This window comes from uncultured Sphingomonas sp. (assembly GCF_937871615.1).
Taxonomy (GTDB): domain Bacteria; phylum Pseudomonadota; class Alphaproteobacteria; order Sphingomonadales; family Sphingomonadaceae; genus Sphingomonas.
The window spans coordinates 1-19,358 of the sequence record NZ_CALMPA010000027.1; the positions used below are offsets into that span (position 1 = coordinate 1).

Consider the following 19,358-nt stretch of genomic DNA (forward strand, 5'->3'; position numbering starts at 1 on the left):
GCAGCCGCGCGCCAAGCCGCACGGCCTGCGCCTCGCGCACCGCCGGGGCGCCGCTCGTTAGCTGCACGGTCAGCCGCCCGGCGAGCGATCGCTCCAGCGTCGTCGCGGCGTTGCGCGTCGCCAGCCCCATCGCGGCGGCGAGCACCGTCAGGAACAGCATGATCGCGATCACCCAGATCATCGCCCGCCCGTCACGCGCGTCGTCGAGCAGCCTGGCCGTGGAATGCGCCATCGCTATTGCCGCCTTCCGGGCGGCGGATGCCGCAACGCGCCGGTCGGATCCTGTAGCCGCCCCTTGTCGAGCCGCATCATCTGCGCATCGGGCACGCGGCTCAGCAGATGAAGGTCGTGCGTCGCGACCAGCACGGTCGTCCCCAGCCGGTTGAGCGAATCGAACAGCAGCAGCAGCCGATCCGCCATTTCGGGATCGACGTTCCCGGTCGGCTCGTCGGCGACCAGTATCTCCGGGCGCCCGATCACCGCGCGCGCGATCGCGACGCGCTGCTGCTCGCCGCCCGAAAGCGTCGCGGGGCGCGCCATGCCGCGATCGCCCAGCCCCACCCAGGCGAGCATCTCGTTCACCGGCCCCGCGACATCCGCTTCGGGCATCCCCGCCACGCGCAGCGGCAGCGCGATATTGTCGGCGATCGACAGATGCGGGATCAGCCGGAAATCCTGAAACACCACGCCGATCCGCCGCCGGAAGCCGGGCAGCCGCCCGCGCGGCATCGTCACCGCATCCTCGCCGAACAGCCGGATGATCCCCCGGCTCGGGCGCTGCGCGAGGTAAAGCAGCTTGAGCAGGGATGTCTTGCCCGCGCCGCTCGCCCCGGTCAGGAAATAGAAGGCGCCGCTCGCCAGCGTGAAGCTGAGATCGGATAGCGTCTCCTGGCCCGTGCCGTAGCGCAGCCCCACATTCTCGAACTGCACGATATTCGCCATCGGCGGCGCCGCTGCCTTCACCCCACGCTTGGTTTCCCGCCATCGCACGAGCCGGGCCTCCGCTTCAAGGGCGGCGCGGCGGGGTGGCGCGAGTCGGTCGCCACTTCGCTGCTTGCCAGCCGGGCGTCGGGCGTGCTTAGATTCACGGATTCAGGCCCTTCGCCTGAAAGCCTCGTGCCAGCGTGTGTTGCGACATGATCCTTGAATGCCCCGAATGCCGCACCCGCTATCTCGTCCCCGACAGCGCGATCGGGGCTGACGGACGGGTGGTGCGCTGCGCCAATTGCCGGCATAGCTGGTTTCAGGATGCCGACGCGCGCGTCGTCGAGCCGGTGGGGGCCGCGCTCGTCGCCGAGCCGGCCCAGGCGGAAACGCCGCCCGCCGCTGCGCCGGTGGCGCCACCCAACGCACCCGCCCCCCGCACTGAAACGCCGCTCGCCCCTGCTCCCGTCCACGCGGAGCCGCTGGCGGACGGCCCCGCGCAAACCGCGATCGGGCCGGATTACGATGCGTTCGCGCATCGCCCGCCGTTCCGCCCGCGCCGCGATCAATCGCGCCGCTGGACGATCGCGGCGGTGGCCGCCGGGGTGCTGATGCTGGTCGCGGTGGCGGCGATCATCTGGATGAGCGCGCCGGGGCTGGCGCAGCAACTGGGCCTCTCGTTCGGCCCCGCCGAATCGCCGCTCAGGCTGGTCGACAATCCGATCGAGCGGCGCGAGATGGCTAATGGCAGCGAATTGTTCGCGGTATCGGGCAAGGTGCTCAACCCTTCCAGCACGCGCCAGCGGGTGCCCGATATCCGCGCCGATCTGCGCGATGCGCAGGGGCGGATCGTCTATAGCTGGACGATCACGCCGCAGCAGCGCTCATTGGGGCCGAAGGGCGCGATCGACTTCAATTCGGCCAAGCTCGACGTGCCGGCGAATTCCAAGCGGCTGGAACTGAGCTTCGCGGGCGAAAGCACGAAATAAGCCGGGCATCGCACAAGGGGCATTGCCAGCCCGCAAGTGCTTTGCTAGGGGCGCCGTCCTGCCAATCGCCGGGCCAGCCCGGTGGATATCACGTGCGGTCGTGGCGGAATTGGTAGACGCGCAACGTTGAGGTCGTTGTGTCCGAAAGGACGTGGAAGTTCGAGTCTTCTCGACCGCACCATAAAGCCCCCTGGCGGGGCCTGACCGGCTGAAACACCGGCCCGTTTTTTCCCGATGAACCACTGCAAAGTGTGCCTGACTGTTGCGGCACGGTCGACGCGATCCGCGCGGCGCGGTCGCGCTCGAAAGGTTTTTGTTAACCATCGTCGGCCTATCCCGGTGCGCTGGCAATGCCGCGGCTGCGGCCCTGCCGCGATAAAGTGTCGCTTTTCAGGACAGATTTCGCTAAGGGTTTTGATCGGGGACAAGCATTGGTTTTCCCGATGTGATAGAATTGGCGTTCCGCAAAGGGGGAGTCCGTGCTTCCGAAAGTTAGCCGCATGAAGATCGGTGCAAGAGGCAAGAGGCTGGTTGTTCTGGGGTTGTTCGCGGCATCTGGCGTCGGCTCGGGCTATATCGCGCTTGATCGCAGCGGCGCCGGTATCGGCGGTGCGAAGGCCGCGGTGATGGCCGCGCTGGCCGATCCGCTGGCGATGTTCACCGATCGCTCGCCCGGCGCGCGCGGCGCCGGCGCGCTGACGCAGACGAAGGAGCGCCGCGAGCGCGTCGCCAGCAACGAGCGCAGCCGCCCCGAGCCGAAAGCGGCGCCCAAGCCACTCACCCCGGTCGAACGCGTGCTCACCTCGGTGCGCGAGCGCCCGCCGTTCGTCGATGAAGGCGGCCTGCCCTTCGCCGACAGCGCCGGCCCGATCATGCCCCCGGTCGATTTCGCGGGGCCGGGGCAAACGCCGTTTGGGCCGTCGATCCCGCCTTTCGTCCCGCCGCTTGGCGGAAACCCCACGCCGCCGATCAACCCGCCGGTCAACCCGCCCACCGGCGCCGTTCCCGAGCCGGCGACATGGGGCATGATGCTGATCGGCTTCTTCGCCGTCGGGGCAGCGCTGCGTCGCCGCCGTGGCGCTCTGGCGGCGGCGGTCGGCAATCGCTGAGAGCTATGCACGACGGCTGAGGCGCGGGCTTTCGCACGCCGCATTGCCGCTCGCGCTCGCGGCCACCGCGATCACCATCGCGGCGGCGGTCACGCGGCATCACGCCGATCAATATGTCCCCGATCCGCCCGCGCGGCAGATCGAGGATGGCCCGCGCCTGTGGTATCCCGTCGGGCAATATCCCCAGCTCAGCCTGCCCGATGGCGAGCACAAGGCGGTGAAAAGCGTGCTCAACGTCCGCCAGACGATGCACTTCGGCGATTATGTGTGGGATGACAAGCATATCCCCGGCGGCGGCGAGATATGGGTGCGGATTGATCTCCGGCGCCAGTTATTGTCGGTATTCCGCGGCGGGCATGAAATCGGCTCGGCGGTGATCCTCTACGGCACCGACGGCAAACCCACGCCAACCGGCGTCTTTCCGATCATGGAAAAACGTGAGGAGCACCGTTCATCGCTCTATGATGCCGAAATGCCCTATATGCTGCGGCTGACCGGCGATGGTGTCGCGATCCACGCCAGCAACGTGCGGCGCGGCTCCGCCACGCACGGCTGCATCGGGGTGCCGCCATCCTTCGCCGCCCTGCTGTTCGCGGCGGTGAAACCCGGCGATACGGTGGCGATCATGCCCCCGGCGACTAAATCGTAGTTAGCCTAAAACTAACCAGCCCTTTCAATCGCGTGCTGACCGCTTGGTGCGAAGATCGGCCCATTCTTCGGAATGGACCTGCTCATGTCGCACAAACGACTGACATCGCTGTTCGCGGGTATCGCGTTGCTTCCGGCAGTTCCGTTGCTGGTCGGCGCGACCGATACCTCGTCGAACTTCGCCGATCGTTTGCTTGCCCGCCACAACAGCGAGCGGGTGGCGATGGGCATCGCCCCGCTCAAATGGGATGAGCGCCTCGCCGGGCGCGCGCAGCGCTGGGCGAATTATCTCGCGGCCACCGGGCGCTTCGAACACGCGCCCGAGCGGCAGGACGAGCCGGAGGGCGAAAATCTCTGGGCCGGCACCAGGGGCGCGTTCACGCTGGAGCGGATGGTCGACGCGTGGATTCGCGAGAAACGCTATTTCACGCCGGGGCTGTTCCCCAACAACAGTTCCACCGGCAACGTCAGCGATATCGGCCATTACACCCAGTTGATGTGGCGCGAGACGGGCGAGGTCGGCTGCGCGATCGCGCGCGGGCGCGAGGAAGACGTGCTCGTCTGCCGCTACAGCGATGCGGGCAATTATATCGGCGAGCGCCCGTTCTAGGTTGACGGCAATCGCGGCTCGGCAGAGATTCGGGCGCATGGAACGCTTCGATCTATCCGAGTCCGAATGGCGCCGGCGGCTGACGCCCGAGCAATATCATGTTCTGCGCGAAGCGGGGACGGAGCGCGCTTTCGCCGGGAAATACAATAACAACAAGGCCGATGGCATCTATCACTGCGCGGCGTGCGAACTTGCGCTGTTCGATTCGGCGGACAAATATGATTCGGGCTCGGGCTGGCCGAGCTTCACCCGCCCGCTGTCGTCCGAAGCGGTGACCGATCACACCGATACCAGCCACGGCATGACGCGCACCGAAACGCGTTGCGCGCGCTGCGACAGCCATCTCGGCCATGTCTTTCCCGATGGCCCGCCGCCGCTTGGCACGCGTTATTGCATGAATTCGGTCAGCCTCGATTTCCAGCCGCGGCGATAATGCGCATGGCGCGAACGCCGGCTTGTTAAGCGCCGGCTAAGCCTCTATTCGCTTAAGCCGATCCGATGGCCCGCGCCCCCCGTCCCCGTTCGCCCTGGCGCCGCCGCCTCTCGCTTGCGATCAAGCTTCTGGTCGTGCTCGCGATCCTTGGCCTCGGCGCGCTCGTCACCGCGGTTTACGTCACCCGCGCGCAGCTCCCTAGCTTCGATCAGCTCAAATCCTCGCCCAACGGCCAGATGATCCGCGTCCATGCCGCCGATGGCACGGTGATCGTGTCGATCGGGCCGAGCTATGGCGAATGGCTGTCGGCGGATCGCATTCCAAAGGTGATGCGTGATGCGACGGTGGCGGTCGAGGATCGCCGCTTCTACAGCCATCTGGGCGTCGATCCGATCGGCGTGGCGCGATCGGTGAAGGTGCGGCTCGATCGCGGGCGCTGGGTGCAGGGCGGCTCGACGATCACGCAGCAGCTTGCCCGCAACGTGTTCCTCAACAATCAGAAGAAGTTCGGGCGCAAGTTCCGCGAGTGGATCCTCGCGCTCGCGATGGAGCGCAAGTTCAGCAAGGACGAGATCCTCGAACTCTATCTGAACAAGGTTTATTACGGCGGCGGCGCCTATGGCATCGACGCGGCCTCGCGCAAATTCTTCGGGCATGGCGCGGATCACCTGTCGCTCGCGGAGGCCGCGATCATCGCCGGGCTGGTCAAGGCGCCGTCGAATTATTCCCCCACCGCCGATGCCGCCGCCGCGGTGGGCCGCGCGTCGGTCGTGCTTCAGGCGATGGAAAACAACGGGGTGATTACCGCGGCGGAGGCGCGCGCCGCCGATCCCAAATCGGTCGCGCTCGCGCCGGAGCCGAAGCAGAACAGCGTGCGCTATTTCACCGATTGGGCGCTGCCCCAGCTCGAAATGCTGATCGACGAGACCGAAAAGCCGCTGGAAGTGTGGACGACGCTCGATCTCAACATGCAGCGCGATGCCGATGCCGCGATCCGGGCGAACGCCCCGCCCGGCGCGCAAGGGGCGCTCGTCGCGCTCGATCGCGATGGCGCGGTGCGCGCGATGGTCGGCGGCAAGGATTATGTTTCCTCGATCTACAACCGCGCCACGCAGGCAGAGCGCCAGCCCGGCTCCGCGTTCAAGCTGTTCGTCTATCTCGCCGCGCTCGAAGCCGGGAAAACCCCCGAATCGACCGAGATCGACGAGCCGGTGACGATCGACGGCTGGAGCCCGCGCAACGATTCGCGCCGCAATTCGGGGCAGGTGACGTTGCGCACCGCCTTCGCCTATTCGCTCAACACGATCGCCGCCAAGCTTGGCCAGCAGGTCGGCTTCGCCACCGTGGCGGATATGGCGCGGCGCTTCGGCATCACCACCACGATCAACACCCATCCCTCGATGGTGCTCGGCACGTCCGACGTGCGGCTGATCGACATGACGCGCGCCTTCGCCAGCGTCGCCAATCAGGGCGTGGCGGTGACGCCTTATGGCATCACCAAGGTGACGACCAACGGGCAGACGATCTATCAGCATGAGGTGGATCGCAGCCGCGTGCTCGTGGCCCCGCAGGTCGCCGCCCAGATGATCGACCTGCTGCAGACTGCGGTGAACACCGGAACGGGGCGCGCCGCGCAGATCGGCCGCCCGGTCGCGGGGAAGACCGGCACGACCAGTTCGTCGCGCGACGGGTGGTTCCTCGGCTTCTCCTCCGGGCTAACCACCGGCGTGTGGATGGGGCGAGACGATGCCAGGCCGATCGCCGGGCTGCACGGCGGCACCGCCCCGGCGCGCGCCTTCCACGATTTCATGATCCGCGCCATCGCTAACCGCCCGATCGAGCAGTTCGATACGCAGGTGACCCTGCCCGAGGCCCAGTTGGAGCCGGATGCGGAGAGCTATTATGGCGGGCCGGACAATGCGATGTTCGTCGATCCGGATGGCAATCCGATCGGCGCGATCCCCGGCTATCCCGATGCCGGCCAGCCGCCCGCGCCCGATCGCGCGGCGCCGCGCCCTGACCGGCCACAGGTGGATGACGACGGCAATGCCATCCCCCCGCCGCAGGAGCGGCTCGATCAGAACTGGATTGATCGCGTCACGGGTCGCGATCAGCGCCGCCCGAATGCGGCGGCGCCGGCCCCAAATCAGCCAGCCAACCGCCCGCCGCCGCCGCCGCTGATCCACTCGTCGGAACCGCGCCCGAACCAGTGAAGCGCCGCGCCATGCGCGCGTAGCCAGCCCCGCTCGGGCGCGGGATCGCGGCCATAAAGTGCGGCGACCAGCGCATGAAACGCCGCGCTGTGATTCATGTGCAGGCGATGCGCCACCTCATGCGCGGCGGTCGCGCGGCGCACCGCGCGCGGGGCGAGCGCCAGCCGCCAGTTATAGCGGATCACCCCCGATGCGGCGCAACTGCCCCAGCGACCGCGCGCATTGCCGATCGCGACCTTCATCACCTTCACGCCCGCCTGTGCGGCATAATGCGCGGTATCCTCGCTCAGCAGCCGCAGCGATTCGCGTTTGAGCCATGCTTCCACCCGGCGCCCCACCGTTTCGATCGGGCCGCCCAGAACCAGCCGGTCGCCATGGCGCGTCACGCGGCGCGATGCGGCTTCGTCCCAAGAGATAACCAGCGTCGCATCGTCGAACGGCAATGCGGCGCCGTCGACGAACGGTCGCTCCTCCGGAAGCGCGGCGCGTTGCCGCGCGAGCCATTCGCCCTGCGTCGCGGCCCATGCCAGCGCCGCTTTCGCGGAAGCGCGCGGCGGAATCACCAGCCGCGCCCGCCCGCTCGCCGGATCGAGCGACAGCTTCGCCCGCCGCGCGCGCGGATGCCGCACGACCTCGATCCCGTCGGTCACAACACCCGGTCAACGATATGATGTTCGAACTCGCCCGCGTCATCCTCGCTGATCGTCCAGCCGCGCACCGACTGGCCGGCGCGATGCACCGCCTCGGGATCGCCGCACACCAGATAATGCCATTCTGGCAGCGGCTCGCCCGCCGCGCGCAGGCGATAGGCGCAGGTCGAGGGCAGCCAGTCGATCTGGCGCACGTTGCGGATGGTGAGCCGCACGCATTCGCTGACAAAGGCGTGGCGGTGGCGATAATCCGAACACCGCCCGCTGCGCCGATCGAGCAGGCGGCAGGCCACGTTGGTGGCGACCAGTTCGCCGGTCTCCTCATCCTCCAGCTTGTGGATGCAGCATTTGCCGCAGCCGTCGCACAACGCCTCCCATTGCGCGCGATCGAGCTTTTCAAGCGGCGTATCTTCCCAGAATCGCGTCATTTCGCCCAGCGTTCGATATCGTCGGCGATGCCGCGCGGCGGCCCTTCCTGCGGCAGCAGCGCCAGCGGCTTGCCCTCCGGCGACATCAGATAGGCGGCGCGGCTGTGATCCATCATATAGCCGCCGGGGCCGCCCTTTCCGCGCGCATAATAGACGCCATATTCCTTCGCGATCGCCGCGATCTGCGCCGGGGTTCCGGTCAGCCCCACCATGCGCGGGTGAAACGCGCTGACGAACTGTTTGAGCACCGCCGGATTGTCCCGCGCCGGATCAATCGTCACGAACACCGGCACGACGCGGGCGCCAAGCGCCGGCTGCTCCTTCTCGACGATCTTCAGCGCCGCGCCGATATGCTGCACGTCGAGCGGGCAGACATCGGGGCAGAATGTATAACCGAAATACATGATGCGATATTTGCCCGCGAAATCCCGCTCGGTCACGGATTTGCCGTTCTGGTCGGTCAGCGTGAACGGGCCGCCGATGCGCGCGCCTTCCAGCGGCGGGCGCTCCGCCGGCTTGGAGGGCGAGCAGGCCGCGAGCGCGACGGGGACGAGAAAGGCGATGCGCAGATTCATGGTGCCGCCAGAGATGATCTGTTAGAGCCGCAATCGCAACCTGTGTGGAATTTCGACCGCCGATGAAGCGTTTCCTTTTCGCCGCCGCGATCCTTGCCGGCGCATCCGCGCTGCCCGCTCATGCGCAGCAGCAATCCCAGAGCTACAAATTCCTTCAGGCCGTGAAGGACGCCAAGGGCGACGAGGTGACCAAGATCCTCGACCAGCCCGGCCAGCGGATCATCAACACCCGCGACGTGACGACCGGCGACGGCGCGCTGCACATCGTCATCAGGCGCGGCGACGATAGCTATCTGCGCTATCTGCTGTCGCGCGGAGCCGATCCCAATCTGCGCAACGGCAAGGGCGATACGCCGCTGCTGATGGCGGTCCAGCTCGGGCAGAACAATCTGGTCGATACGCTGCTGCTGGTGAAGGCCAATCCCAATCTCGCCAATTCGGCTGGGGAGACGCCGCTGATCCGCGCGGTGCAGCGCCGCGATCTGCCGCTGGTGCGCGTGCTGCTCAACGCCGGGGCCGATCCCGATCTCACCGACAATATCGCCGGCATGTCCGCGCGCGATTATGCCCATGCCGATTCGCGATCGCCCGCGATCGCCAAGGTGATCGACGAAAAGCCCAAGACCGCGCCGCGCGCCGTCGCCGGCCCGAAGATGTGATGTAGCATCCGGCCGGGCTTGCGTTCAGAACGCCGGCCCGGCTTCCGGATCGCTCGCCGCGATCAGCCGCCGCGCCGCGCGCCGCGCGAACGCCAGCGTGCAGCGTTTGCGCGCATGGCTGGAAAGCGGATCGCTCCGCGCCTCGCGCAGCACCGCCGCGTCATAACGGTCGGCGACGATCAGCCCGGTCCGCTCCGGCAGGAACGCCTCGGTCTCGATCGGCGAGACATCGAATCCCGCCGGCACCGCCCAGAAGAATCGGTCGCAATGATCGAGATAATCGCGCCATTTGGCGTCGCCCAGCAGATCGGCGCGCGACACCTTGATCTCGACGATCGTGATCCGCCCGCGCGCATCGAGCGCCATCAGATCGGCGCGGCGCCCGCCTTCCAGCGGCACTTCGGGAATCGCGACCAGCTCATGCCGCAACAGCATCCGCGTCACGCCGCGCGCCACGTCCAGCGCCACCAGCGGCGACGGCGAATCCGCCGGATGCGAAACGGGCGAGGTGATGCTCACCCCGCCCGCTTAGAACATCTAGTGAACGAAAAAAAGATCAGCGATAGAAAACGTGGTTGCCGATCGCCGCCACCTTCACCCGGCCCCAGCCCGGCGCGGCGCGGCGGGCGTGGAAATAGAGCGCGTCGCCGACCGAGCCGTCCCATTCGTCGTTCAGCGCCACCTTGGCGACCGCAAGCGCGGTGCGCCACGCCGGGCGCGACTGATCGACGCCGGGCACGCGACCACCGCGAACGAACGAGAACTGGCCCGGCTGGGTGACGACTTCGCAGATCGACTGGCCGAAGCGGCCATTGTCGGCGCGGTTGAGGATCACTTCCGCCACCGCGAGCTGGCCCGCGAGCGGCTCGCCCTTGGATTCGTAATAGATCGCGCCGGCCAGGCAGCGCAGATTCTCGTCGATCTCGCCCCTGGTCTGCTGCGCGGCCACGGCGGCGGCGAGCGTGGGATAGGCGACGACATCGTCCTGCTGCGCTTCGGCGGGCGCGGCCTGGGTCGGCGCGGGGGCGGGAAGGGAATTTGGCACGGAATTCGGCATCGCCGGCACGGAAACCGGCTGGATCGCGGCGATCGTGGCTGGCGCTGTTTCAGCGGCCATACCGGCGCTGCTTCCAGCAGCGAAACCGACGATCGAAAAGGTCACAGCCGCGGCAGCCGCGACCCGGGAAGAAAACGACATTCAACATCAGACATGGGCGGTTGGGACGCGGATGCGCGATCGTAGAGTTACACGACCGGCCGGGTTCCCCCCCGACTGCGTCACCGAACGGATCGCACCCGCACTCGGCACAACGCTAAAATATGAACGTGGGTTTACTGTTTTTGCAGCGCAACAGAGTCAATCGTCGCAGATCGTTTCAGCGGCGAACCGTTTCGCCTGCGGGATATCCAGAGCCACCACCCACAGATCGGGATCGCGCTGGCGCCGGCGCTGCCAGTAATCATCGAGCGATTCCGCGCGCCCCGCCGCCGGCCCCGACTCGATCAGCGCGGGCCTGCCGTCGGGGCCGATTCCACGCTCCAGCACCAACGATTCCCGCTCGTCGAGCAGCAGGATCGCGCCCGCCTGGCGATCGCCGCGCGCGCGCACCACGGCGATTCCCCCGGCATCGTTCACGCGTTGCAGCAACGCGCCGACCAGGATGTGCGCCGGCAACCGCGCGCTCATGGCGCGCGATATCCCGGCAGCCCGGCGAGCGCGATGCGGCTGCGCATGAAGGTGCCGGTGCCGCGCGCCACCTCCTCGCCATGCGCGTCGATCAGCCGCGCGTCGCCGACGAAGACGCGGCGGTGCCCGCTGATCCAGCGCCCCTCCGCCACCACCGGCCCTTCGGGCAGCGGGCGGGTGAACAACAGGCTGAATTGCGTGGTGAGCAGGAAACGATCGGTCACCAGGCTGTTGCAGGCATAGAAAGCGGCATCGTCGAGCATCTTGAAATATGCCGTGCCGTGGGTCGCCCCGCCGGCGTGGAAATGCCGCTGATCCACCGTGAAGCGGATTCGCGCCACCCCGGCTTCGGGAATCTCCAGCGCCGAATCGAAGAAACGGTTGATCGGCGCGGCCGCATAGAGCGATTCCAGCGCGCGGAAATGCGCCGCCGCGCCCTCAGGATGCTTCACGCGCCTCATCCGCCGCGAGCAAGGCGTAAAAGGCGTCGAGCGACCCGGCGCCGCGCAGCTTTTCGACGAACGCGCGATCGCGGAACCGGCGGGATACGCGCGCCAGCGCCTTCAGATGCTCCGCGCCAGCGTCGAACGGCGATACCATCGCGACGACGATATCCACCGGCACGTCATCCACCGCGGCGAAGTCGATCGGCTTCGCCAGCCGCGCGATCAGCACCGCGATGCGCGGCACATGGCTCACCCGTGCGTGTGGAATGGCGACGCCGCCGCCGAATCCCGTCGAGCCGAGCCGCTCGCGCTCGGAAAGCGCGGCGGCCAGCGCGGCGGGATCGAGCGAAAGCGCTTCCCCCATCACGGCGGCGATATGCTGGAACAGGGCCTTCTTGCTCGACGCGACGACGTCGACCAATATCAGGTCGTGCGACAACAGGTCGCTCAGATCACTGGTCATGTCGAAATAATACTTCCCCTCAGCGCGCTCGCTGCGGCTCCACCCAGCCGATCGTGCCGTCTCCGCGACGATAGACCATATTATACGCGCCCGTCCCCGAATTCCGGAACAACAGCGCCTGGGTATCGCGCAGATCGAGCATCATCACCGCATCGGAAACGCTGGCATCGGGCACATCGACCCGCGTTTCCGCAACGATCAGCGGCGCATCAACAACTTCGTCCTCCACCGCGATTTCGGCGAACAACGTATAGCCGGCATTGTCATAGCCATTGGCCTCGGCGATTTCGAGTGCCTTGTCGGCCTGGCGATCCTTCAGCCGGCGCATATAGCGGCGCAACTGCTTTTCGATCCGGCCCGCCGCCCCGTCGAACGCCAGATGCGCATCCTGCGCGTCATGCCGCCCTTTCAGCACCAGCCCGCGCATCACATGCGCGACGATATCGCATTTGAACCCGATTTCGCGCGGGCCTTTGCCGAAGGTCACTTCCGCGGAGAGCGCGCGTGAGAAATATTTGTCCGCAATACTCTGGAGGCGATCCTCGACGCGATTGGTGAGCGCTTCGCCGGTGGCTACCTGGTGACCAGAAACGCGGATATCCATCGTCTTCTCTCCACTTAAATCGGCGGCGGGCCTGATCCCCACGCGCCGAAACTGCATCACGCGGATGCATCGCTCCCCCAAACCGGATTCTTCACCTTCTCCATGAACGCAGCATGGGCGGCTAGTTCCGCCTCGCTTGCAGAAAAAATCCGCGCCGGGCGCACGGTGGCGGGCGCCTGCGCGTGCGCGGGCCGGGCAACCTCCGCCCCGCCGTCGCTCACCAGCCCCAGCCCGATCTGGCGCCCGCCGCACAATTCGACATAGACCTGCGCCAGCAATTGCGCGTCGAGCAGCGCGCCGTGCAGCACGCGATGCGAACGATCTATGCCGAAGCGCGAGCAGAGCGCATCGAGCGTATGCTTGGCGCCGGGATGGCGCGATCGCGCGATCGTCAGCGTATCGACCATCCGCGCGGTGTTCACGATCGCGCGCCCGCATTGCTTCAGTTCGCCGTTGAGGAAGCCGAAGTCGAATCCCGCATTGTGCGCGACGAGTGGCGCATCGCCGATGAATTCGAGCAGCGCCTCCACATTATCGGCGAAGCGCGGCTTATCCGACAGAAAGGCATCGGACAGGCCATGCACCGCGAACGCCTCCGCCGGCATCGCGCGATCGGGATTGTAATAAGCGTGGAAGGTGCGCCCGGTCTCGACCCGGTTGACGATCTCGACGCATCCGATCTCGACCATGCGATCCCCACCGGAAAAGCTGAGCCCGGTGGTTTCGGTATCGAACACTATCTCCCGCATAAGGCCGTTATCGGCCTTACGCGCGCGACAGGCAAGCGATGACAGCACGCACCGCGGCGCGGGTTTCCTCCAGCGGGACATCGGTGGGGATGATGAAATCGGCGCGCGCGCGCTTTTCCGCGTCGGGCGTCTGCCGGGCGAGGATCGCGTCGAACTTCGCGGGCGTCATCCCCGCCCGCTCGAGCGTGCGCGCGCGCTGCACATCGCTCGCGGCGGATACCACCGCCACCTTGTCCACCGCGCGCTCCCCGCCGGTTTCGAACAGCAAGGGGATATCGAACAGCACGATTTGCGCATCGGCATGATCGGCAAGGAAACGCGCGCGTTCCGCCCTGACGGCGGGGTGGACGATCGCTTCCAGCGCCTTCATCGCCGCATCGTCGCCCAGCACCGCCGCGCCAAGCTTCTGCCGATCGACCCCGCCGGCCCCGGTCGTGCCGGGAAAGCGCGCCTCGATCGCGGGAACCACCGCGCCGCCCGGCCCTTGCAAGCGATGAACGGCGGCATCGGCATCGAACACCGGCACGCCCTCTGCGGCGAACATCGCCGCCACGGTTGATTTGCCCATCCCGATCGAGCCGGTGAGGCCGAGGCGGATCATCGCGTCAGCAACGCGCGCAGCGCCTCATCATGCTCGCGCGGGGCGGGCTGGCCGAAGAACAGCTCGAACGCCATCGCCGCCTGGCCGATCAGCATCTCCAACCCGTCGATCGTCTCCAGCCCGCGCGCCTCGGCCTGTCGCAACAGCGCGGTCTCCAGCGGGGCATAAACGATGTCATAGACGATCGCGTCCTCGGGCAGCGGCGTGAGATCCACCTCAAGCGGCGGCTGCCCCTTCATGCCGAGCGCGCTGGTATTGACGACGAGCGCCGCCGGGGGGAGCGGGGCGGTGAGCGGCAGCGCATCGCCCTTCAGCCCGAACCGCGCGAGCAGTGCGGCGCCCTTCAACGGGCTGCGGTTGAGGATCGTCACCCGCCCGACGCCGGCGCGGGCAAGCGCGAACAGCACCGCGCGCGCCGCGCCGCCCGCCCCGATCACCACCGCCGGGGCGCCCGCCAGATCGACCTCGCTGAGCGGGGCGTAGAATCCTGCCGCATCGGTGTTGGTGCCGAAAACGCGGCCTTCCGCGTCGCGCACGATCGTGTTCATCGCGCCGATCGAGTTGCGCACATCGCCCGGATCGTCGACCAGATCGAGCATCGCGATCTTGTGCGGGATCGTCACGTTGCACCCGCGCCACGCGGGATCATCACGCCGCTCGGCGATAAACCGCGCGAGATCGTCCGGCATCACATGCGTGGCGCGGTAATCGGCGGCGATGCCCAGCTTCTCCAGCCAGAATCCATGGATCGCCGGCGATTTGGAATGCGCGATCGGATCGCCGATCACCTCGGCATAGGGACGATTCATACCAGCAACACCCCGCGTTCGCGCAGATAGGAAAGCACCGGCAGCAGCGGCATCCCGAGCACGGTGAACTGGCTGCCCTCGATCCGGCTGAACAATTGCACCCCCGGCCCCTCGACCCGGTAACAGCCGACGCAGCCGGCGATCGCCGGCCATTCCACGTCGAGATAGGCCTCGATAAACGCCGCCGTCAGCGGGCGGACGAACATCCGCGCGCGATCCACCTGCCGCCACACCGGGCGGCCACCTTCGGCGATCACCGCCGCGCTCACCAGATCGTGGCGCTTGCCCGCCATCAGCGTCAGATGCTCGGCGGCCTGTTCGCGCGTTTCGGGCTTGTCGAGGATCGTGCCGTCTTCCAGCACCGCGAGCGAATCCGATCCCAGCACCAGCGCCTGCGGATCGCGCTGCGACACTTTCAGCGCCTTCAGTTCGGCCAGCGCATCGGCGAGATCGCGCGGGTGTCGCCCGGCCAGCGCCGCCTTTGCCGCCGCCTCGTCGACATGGGCCGGCTGCGCGGTGAACGGCACGCCCGCCGCCTCCAGCATCGCGCGGCGCGAGGCGGATTGCGAGGCGAGGATCAGCTTCATGCCTCGCCGCCCCCCGGATTACCGCGCCGTTCATGGTATAAGGAGATGATCGCCGCCGCGGTTTCCTCGATCGAGCGCCGCGTCACGTCGATCACCGGCCAGCCATGGTCGGTGAACATGCGCCGCGCGAACGCGATCTCCTTCGATACCGAATCCTGATCGACATAAGCGGTCGCGGGCGCCTGATTGAGCGAGAGCAGCCGGTTGCGCCGCACCTGGATCAGCCGGTCCGCGCTGGTGGTGAGGCCGACGATCAGCGGATTTTTCAGCGTATAGAGCGATGGCGGCGGCGGGCTTTCCACCACGATCGGGATATTGGCGACCTTGAAGCCGCGATTGGCGATATAGATGGAGGTCGGCGTCTTCGATGAACGGCTCACCCCGGCCAGCACGATATCGGCCTTCTCCCAATCCTCGTGCCCGATGCCGTCGTCATGCGCGATGGTGAACTGGATTGCATCGACCCGCTCGAAATAGGCCGCGTCGAGCGCGTGCTGGCGGCCCGGCCGCCCCTTGGCCTGTTGCCCCAGCAGATCGGACAATGCATCGGTGACGCGATCGAGCGGCGCGACCATCGGCAGCCCGAGTTGCTGGCAGCGTTGCTCCAGCGCGCCGCGCGTCGCGGCATTCACCAGCGTATAGATCACCAGCCCCGGATTCTGCGCGATTTCCTGAAGGATGCGGTCAAGATGCGCCTCGGTGCGCACCATCGGCCAGAAATGGCGCACCGTTTCGACATCATCGAACTGCGCGAGCGCGGCCTTGGCGATATTCTCCAACGTCTCGCCGGTCGAATCCGACAAAAGGTGCAGGTGAAGCCTCACCATTCAGCGGGACAAGCCTGTGGATATCATGTGGACAAGCGCTAGCGTAACGCCGCCCGCACGCCAACCCGGATCGGGCGGCGTGGATAACGTCTGATTCGTCCACAAACCCGTCCACGATCGCGAAGTTCCTCCACAGGCTGTGGATAACGTGGACAAGGATTCCCGAATCGTCGCGATTCCCCCGAATGCCGCGCGGTCAAGCTGTTGGCATTTCCGGCAACCATGCATAAGCCCCGCAACCCACGCGCCAACCACATCAACAACATTCTTGAATCTCTTATTCTGGTAGAAGGACGCGCAACCCTGATGACCAAGGCCCTGCTCAACGTCCTGAACGGCGATCGCCCCGCCACCCCGCCGATGTGGCTCATGCGGCAGGCCGGGCGCTATCTCCCCGAATATCGCGCGCTGAGAGCGGAAAAGGGCGGATTCCTCGCGCTCGCGACCGACCCGCACGCCGCCGCCGAGGTGACGTTGCAGCCGATCCGCCGCTTCGGCTTCGATGGCGCGATCCTGTTTTCCGATATCCTGATGGTGCCCTGGGCGCTGGGGCAGGAGCTGACGTTCGGGCCGGGCGAGGGGCCGCGCCTGTCGCCGCCGCTGGTCGATCATCCGCTGGGCGACTTGCGGCGCGCGGCGGATCGGCTCGATCCGGTCTATGCCACGGTGCGCCGGGTGAAGGCCGATCTGCCCGCGGACGTGACCTTCCTCGGTTTCGCGGGCAGCCCGTGGACGGTCGCCACCTATATGGTCGCAGGGCATGGCAGCCGCGATCAGGGCGAGACGCGCGGTTTCGCCTATCGCTCCCCCGCCGCATTCGAGGCGATCGTCGAGGCGATCGCGGCGATGACGGTCGATTACCTCTCCGGCCAGATCGAGGCGGGGGTGGAGGCGGTGCAATTGTTCGATAGCTGGGCGGGCAGCCTTTCGCCCGAACAGTTCGATCGCTGGGTGATCGCGCCCAATACGCGGATCGTGAAGGCGCTGAAGGCGCGGCATCCGCACGTGCCGGTGATCGGCTTTCCGAAGGGCGCGGGCGGCAAACTTGCCGCTTACGCCACGCAAACCGGGGTCGATGCGATCGGGCTGGACGAAACTGTCGATCCGGTGTGGGCCGATGCGGTGCTGCCCAAGGGGATGCCGGTGCAGGGCAATCTCGATCCGCTCGCGCTGGAGGCCGGCGGCGATGCGCTGGCGCGCGGCGCGGACAGGGTGCTTGCGGCGTTCCGCGATCGGCCGCACATCTTCAACCTCGGGCACGGCATCGGCCAGCACACGCCGATCGCGCATGTCGAGCAACTGGTGGCGCGGGTGAGGAGGAACTGATGGAGCCGGGATTCCTGGGCGTCGCTTATGGCTGGGTGAAGGCGGCGCATGTGATCTTCGTCATCTTCTGGATGGCGGGGATGTTCATGCTGCCGCGCTATCTGGTCTATCACCAGGAAGGGCTGGGCGATCCCGCCGATGCCGCGCGCTGGGTGGAGCGCGAACGCCGGCTGCGCCACATCATCCTGACGCCGTCGATGATTCTGGTGTGGGTGATGGGGCTGCTGCTCGCGGTCAATATCGGCTTGCTGGCGGGAACGCCGGGGCTGGGCTGGCTCCATGTGAAGCTTGCGGTGGTGGTGCTTCTTTCGGCCTATCACGGCTGGGCGGTGGGCTATTCGAAGAAGCTCGCGCGCGGGCAGGTGACGGTCAGCAACCGCGCCTTGCGGATGATGAACGAGATTCCCGCGCTCGCCGCCACCTTGGCGGTGATTCTGGTGATCGTGCGGCCGTTCTGAGGCCTGGCCGGCGTGCGCGCGCTTGACTTGGCGCGGCGCGCTTTCTAGGTCGGCACAACGGTGGGGCTTATTCTGCGCCATCGCCTCCTTACAGCTTTGTTCGCCAGCGTTATCCGCCGTCCGAGCTGAACTCCCTTACCGATCCCATCGGGACACGACAGATATGCATCTGAAAGATTTGAAGAAAAAGGCTCCGGCGGAACTCGTCCAGCTTGCCGAGGAGCTTGGCGTCGAGGGCGCATCCACGCTGCGCAAGCAGGATCTGATGTTCGCCATCCTGAAGGTTCAGGCGGAGAACGGCGATCAGATCATGGGCGAAGGCACGATCGAGGTGCTGCCCGACGGCTTCGGCTTCCTCCGCTCGCCACAGGCCAATTATCTCGCCGGCCCCGACGATATCTATGTGTCACCCAATCAGGTGCGCAAATTCGGCCTGCGCACCGGCGATACGGTGGAAGGCGAGATTCGCGCGCCCAAGGACGGCGAACGCTATTTCGCGCTGACCAAGCTCATCAGCGTCAATTTCGAAGACCCCGATCGCGTCCGCCACCGCGTGAACTTCGACAATCTCACCCCGCTCTATCCCGATGAGCGGCTGAAGATGGAAATCGAGGATCCGACGATCAAGGACAAGTCGGGCCGCGTGCTCGATGTCGTCACCCCGATCGGCAAGGGCCAGCGCTGCCTGATCGTCGCCCCGCCGCGCGTCGGCAAGACGATCATGATGCAGAATATCGCGCGCGCGATCAGCATCAATCACCCGGAAGTGTTCCTGATCGTGCTGCTGATCGACGAGCGGCCCGAAGAAGTCACCGACATGCAGCGCACGGTGAACGGCGAGGTTGTCTCCTCCACCTTCGACGAGCCGGCGACGCGCCACGTGCAGGTTGCCGAAATGGTGATCGAAAAGGCCAAGCGGCTGGTCGAGCACAAGAAGGATGTGGTGATCCTGCTCGACAACATCACCCGCCTTGGCCGCGCCTATAACACCGTCGTCCCCTCGTCGGGCAAGGTGCTGACGGGCGGCGTCGATGCCAATGCGTTGCAGCGCCCGAAACGTTTCTTCGGCGCCGCGCGCAACATCGAGGAAGGCGGGAGCCTCACCATCATCTCCACCTCGCTGATCGACACCGGCAGCCGCATGGACGAGGTGATCTTCGAGGAGTTCAAGGGCACCGGCAACGCCGAGATCGTGCTCGATCGCAAGGTGGCGGACAAGCGCATCTTCCCGGCGATCGACGTGGGCAAATCGGGCACCCGCAAGGAGGAGCTGCTGGTCGAGAAGGGCACGCTTTCCAAGATGTGGGTGCTGCGCCGCATCCTGATGCAGATGGGCACCGTCGACGCGATGGAATTCCTGCTCGGCAAGATGAAGGATTCGAAGACCAACGAGGATTTCTTCGAGAGCATGAATCAATAACCAAGTGCGGCCTGCCGCGCATCGCGGCAGGACTCGCACAGGTTCGGCCGGCGGTGCGCACCGGCGCACCGACCGACGGCGCGGCTTTGCCGCGCCGTTTGCTTCTCAGCGGTATCTCCTTTCCCGAAGCGAAGGATAGGCCC

The 19,358-nt window shown here is 66.6% G+C and carries 25 protein-coding genes, 1 tRNA gene and 1 pseudogene; 11 read left to right on the forward strand and 16 right to left on the reverse strand.

Features of this window, described 5'->3' with window-relative positions; genetic code table 11:
* Together Q0316_RS07670 and ftsE are read right to left on the reverse strand one after the other, a co-directional pair.
* Nucleotides 1-232 (reverse strand): annotated as a pseudogene (locus Q0316_RS07670) (permease); the annotation flags it as partial.
* A 2-nt stretch (nt 233-234) separates the two neighbouring features.
* Nucleotides 235-942 carry a cell division ATP-binding protein FtsE gene (gene ftsE / locus Q0316_RS07675; RefSeq protein ID WP_298671025.1) on the reverse strand — a complete coding sequence of 236 codons (708 nt, stop codon included), beginning with the start codon at nt 940-942 and terminating at the stop codon, nt 235-237.
* A gap of 194 nt (nt 943-1,136) precedes the next feature.
* On the opposite strand from ftsE, the gene Q0316_RS07680 reads away from it, so the two are divergent.
* The 7 genes from Q0316_RS07680 to Q0316_RS07710 all read left to right on the forward strand — a co-directional run bounded on the left by Q0316_RS07680 (nt 1,137) and on the right by Q0316_RS07710 (nt 6,926).
* Nucleotides 1,137-1,913: a zinc-ribbon domain-containing protein gene (locus Q0316_RS07680; protein WP_298671027.1), complete on the forward strand. Its 777-nt coding sequence runs from the start codon at nt 1,137-1,139 to the stop codon at nt 1,911-1,913.
* Nucleotides 1,914-2,007: 94 nt separating this feature from the next.
* Nucleotides 2,008-2,094: transfer RNA gene (locus Q0316_RS07685), tRNA-Leu, on the forward strand.
* A 298-nt stretch (nt 2,095-2,392) separates the two neighbouring features.
* The gene (locus Q0316_RS07690; RefSeq protein WP_298671029.1) at nt 2,393-3,022 is read left to right on the forward strand and encodes a PEPxxWA-CTERM sorting domain-containing protein; all 630 of its coding nucleotides are present in this window, start codon (nt 2,393-2,395) and stop codon (nt 3,020-3,022) included.
* A 43-nt stretch (nt 3,023-3,065) separates the two neighbouring features.
* Nucleotides 3,066-3,671, forward strand: a complete 606-nt coding sequence (locus Q0316_RS07695; protein ID WP_298671031.1) for a L,D-transpeptidase family protein — start codon at nt 3,066-3,068, stop codon at nt 3,669-3,671.
* An 84-nt stretch (nt 3,672-3,755) separates the two neighbouring features.
* Nucleotides 3,756-4,280, forward strand: coding sequence for a CAP domain-containing protein (locus Q0316_RS07700; protein WP_298671033.1), 525 nt, complete (start codon nt 3,756-3,758; stop codon nt 4,278-4,280).
* A gap of 37 nt (nt 4,281-4,317) precedes the next feature.
* On the forward strand, nt 4,318-4,713 hold the full coding sequence (gene msrB, locus Q0316_RS07705) for a peptide-methionine (R)-S-oxide reductase MsrB (protein WP_298671035.1): 396 nt from the start codon (nt 4,318-4,320) through the stop codon (nt 4,711-4,713).
* A 65-nt stretch (nt 4,714-4,778) separates the two neighbouring features.
* On the forward strand, nt 4,779-6,926 hold the full coding sequence (locus Q0316_RS07710; protein WP_298671037.1) for a transglycosylase domain-containing protein: 2,148 nt from the start codon (nt 4,779-4,781) through the stop codon (nt 6,924-6,926).
* Here the strand turns inward: Q0316_RS07710 and Q0316_RS07715 are convergent.
* Genes Q0316_RS07715 through Q0316_RS07725 form a run of 3 tightly spaced genes read right to left on the reverse strand, consistent with a single transcriptional unit; the run spans nt 6,860 to nt 8,579 of the window.
* On the reverse strand, nt 6,860-7,576 hold the full coding sequence (locus tag Q0316_RS07715; RefSeq protein ID WP_298671039.1) for a YgjP-like metallopeptidase domain-containing protein: 717 nt from the start codon (nt 7,574-7,576) through the stop codon (nt 6,860-6,862). The genes Q0316_RS07710 and Q0316_RS07715 overlap by 67 nt on opposite strands.
* Entirely contained in the window at nt 7,573-8,004 is a 432-nt protein-coding gene (locus tag Q0316_RS07720; protein WP_298671040.1) for a YcgN family cysteine cluster protein, read from the reverse strand. The genes Q0316_RS07715 and Q0316_RS07720 overlap by 4 nt, the downstream gene beginning before the upstream one ends.
* On the reverse strand, nt 8,001-8,579 hold the full coding sequence (locus Q0316_RS07725) for an SCO family protein (RefSeq protein WP_298671042.1): 579 nt from the start codon (nt 8,577-8,579) through the stop codon (nt 8,001-8,003). Before Q0316_RS07725 ends, Q0316_RS07720 begins: the two co-directional genes overlap by 4 nt.
* 62 nt (nt 8,580-8,641) lie before the next feature.
* On the opposite strand from Q0316_RS07725, the gene Q0316_RS07730 reads away from it, so the two are divergent.
* Entirely contained in the window at nt 8,642-9,238 is a 597-nt protein-coding gene (locus tag Q0316_RS07730) for an ankyrin repeat domain-containing protein (RefSeq protein WP_298671044.1), read from the forward strand.
* Between the two features lie 24 nt (nt 9,239-9,262).
* Here Q0316_RS07730 and Q0316_RS07735 read toward each other — a convergent pair whose 3' ends face one another.
* The 11 genes from Q0316_RS07735 to Q0316_RS07785 all read right to left on the reverse strand — a co-directional run bounded on the left by Q0316_RS07735 (nt 9,263) and on the right by Q0316_RS07785 (nt 16,011).
* Nucleotides 9,263-9,757 (reverse strand): MmcB family DNA repair protein, encoded by a 495-nt coding sequence (locus tag Q0316_RS07735; protein ID WP_298671046.1) that lies wholly within the window; start codon nt 9,755-9,757, stop codon nt 9,263-9,265.
* A 37-nt stretch (nt 9,758-9,794) separates the two neighbouring features.
* Nucleotides 9,795-10,355, reverse strand: a complete 561-nt coding sequence (locus Q0316_RS07740; RefSeq protein ID WP_367179660.1) for a cell wall hydrolase — start codon at nt 10,353-10,355, stop codon at nt 9,795-9,797.
* Nucleotides 10,356-10,595: 240 nt separating this feature from the next.
* Nucleotides 10,596-10,925 (reverse strand): DUF1491 family protein, encoded by a 330-nt coding sequence (locus tag Q0316_RS07745; protein WP_298671050.1) that lies wholly within the window; start codon nt 10,923-10,925, stop codon nt 10,596-10,598.
* Complete coding sequence (locus Q0316_RS07750; RefSeq protein ID WP_298671052.1) at nt 10,922-11,386, reverse strand: PaaI family thioesterase; 465 nt, start codon at nt 11,384-11,386, stop codon at nt 10,922-10,924. Before Q0316_RS07750 ends, Q0316_RS07745 begins: the two co-directional genes overlap by 4 nt.
* Complete coding sequence (locus Q0316_RS07755; RefSeq protein ID WP_298671054.1) at nt 11,364-11,834, reverse strand: PTS sugar transporter subunit IIA; 471 nt, start codon at nt 11,832-11,834, stop codon at nt 11,364-11,366. The genes Q0316_RS07750 and Q0316_RS07755 overlap by 23 nt, the downstream gene beginning before the upstream one ends.
* 19 nt (nt 11,835-11,853) lie before the next feature.
* On the reverse strand, nt 11,854-12,438 hold the full coding sequence (gene raiA / locus Q0316_RS07760; RefSeq protein ID WP_298671130.1) for a ribosome-associated translation inhibitor RaiA: 585 nt from the start codon (nt 12,436-12,438) through the stop codon (nt 11,854-11,856).
* A gap of 56 nt (nt 12,439-12,494) precedes the next feature.
* Nucleotides 12,495-13,187 (reverse strand): DNA polymerase III subunit epsilon, encoded by a 693-nt coding sequence (gene dnaQ, locus Q0316_RS07765; protein ID WP_298671056.1) that lies wholly within the window; start codon nt 13,185-13,187, stop codon nt 12,495-12,497.
* A gap of 16 nt (nt 13,188-13,203) precedes the next feature.
* Nucleotides 13,204-13,788, reverse strand: coding sequence for a dephospho-CoA kinase (gene coaE / locus Q0316_RS07770; RefSeq protein ID WP_298671058.1), 585 nt, complete (start codon nt 13,786-13,788; stop codon nt 13,204-13,206).
* A complete protein-coding gene (gene aroE, locus Q0316_RS07775) occupies nt 13,785-14,597 on the reverse strand; it encodes a shikimate dehydrogenase (protein ID WP_298671060.1) in 813 nt (270 codons plus the stop codon). Before aroE ends, coaE begins: the two co-directional genes overlap by 4 nt.
* Entirely contained in the window at nt 14,594-15,184 is a 591-nt protein-coding gene (locus tag Q0316_RS07780) for a nucleoside triphosphate pyrophosphatase (protein WP_298671062.1), read from the reverse strand. Before Q0316_RS07780 ends, aroE begins: the two co-directional genes overlap by 4 nt.
* A complete protein-coding gene (locus Q0316_RS07785) occupies nt 15,181-16,011 on the reverse strand; it encodes a pyruvate, water dikinase regulatory protein (protein ID WP_298671064.1) in 831 nt (276 codons plus the stop codon). The genes Q0316_RS07780 and Q0316_RS07785 overlap by 4 nt, the downstream gene beginning before the upstream one ends.
* A gap of 306 nt (nt 16,012-16,317) precedes the next feature.
* Between Q0316_RS07785 and hemE the strand changes: the two genes are divergently transcribed.
* From hemE to rho, 3 genes are all read left to right on the forward strand, one after another.
* Nucleotides 16,318-17,337 carry a uroporphyrinogen decarboxylase gene (gene hemE / locus Q0316_RS07790; RefSeq protein WP_298671066.1) on the forward strand — a complete coding sequence of 340 codons (1,020 nt, stop codon included), beginning with the start codon at nt 16,318-16,320 and terminating at the stop codon, nt 17,335-17,337.
* Nucleotides 17,337-17,795, forward strand: a complete 459-nt coding sequence (locus Q0316_RS07795; protein ID WP_298671068.1) for a CopD family protein — start codon at nt 17,337-17,339, stop codon at nt 17,793-17,795. Before hemE ends, Q0316_RS07795 begins: the two co-directional genes overlap by 1 nt.
* A gap of 163 nt (nt 17,796-17,958) precedes the next feature.
* The gene (gene rho / locus Q0316_RS07800; RefSeq protein WP_298671070.1) at nt 17,959-19,215 is read left to right on the forward strand and encodes a transcription termination factor Rho; all 1,257 of its coding nucleotides are present in this window, start codon (nt 17,959-17,961) and stop codon (nt 19,213-19,215) included.
* Nucleotides 19,216-19,358 lie beyond the last annotated feature (143 nt).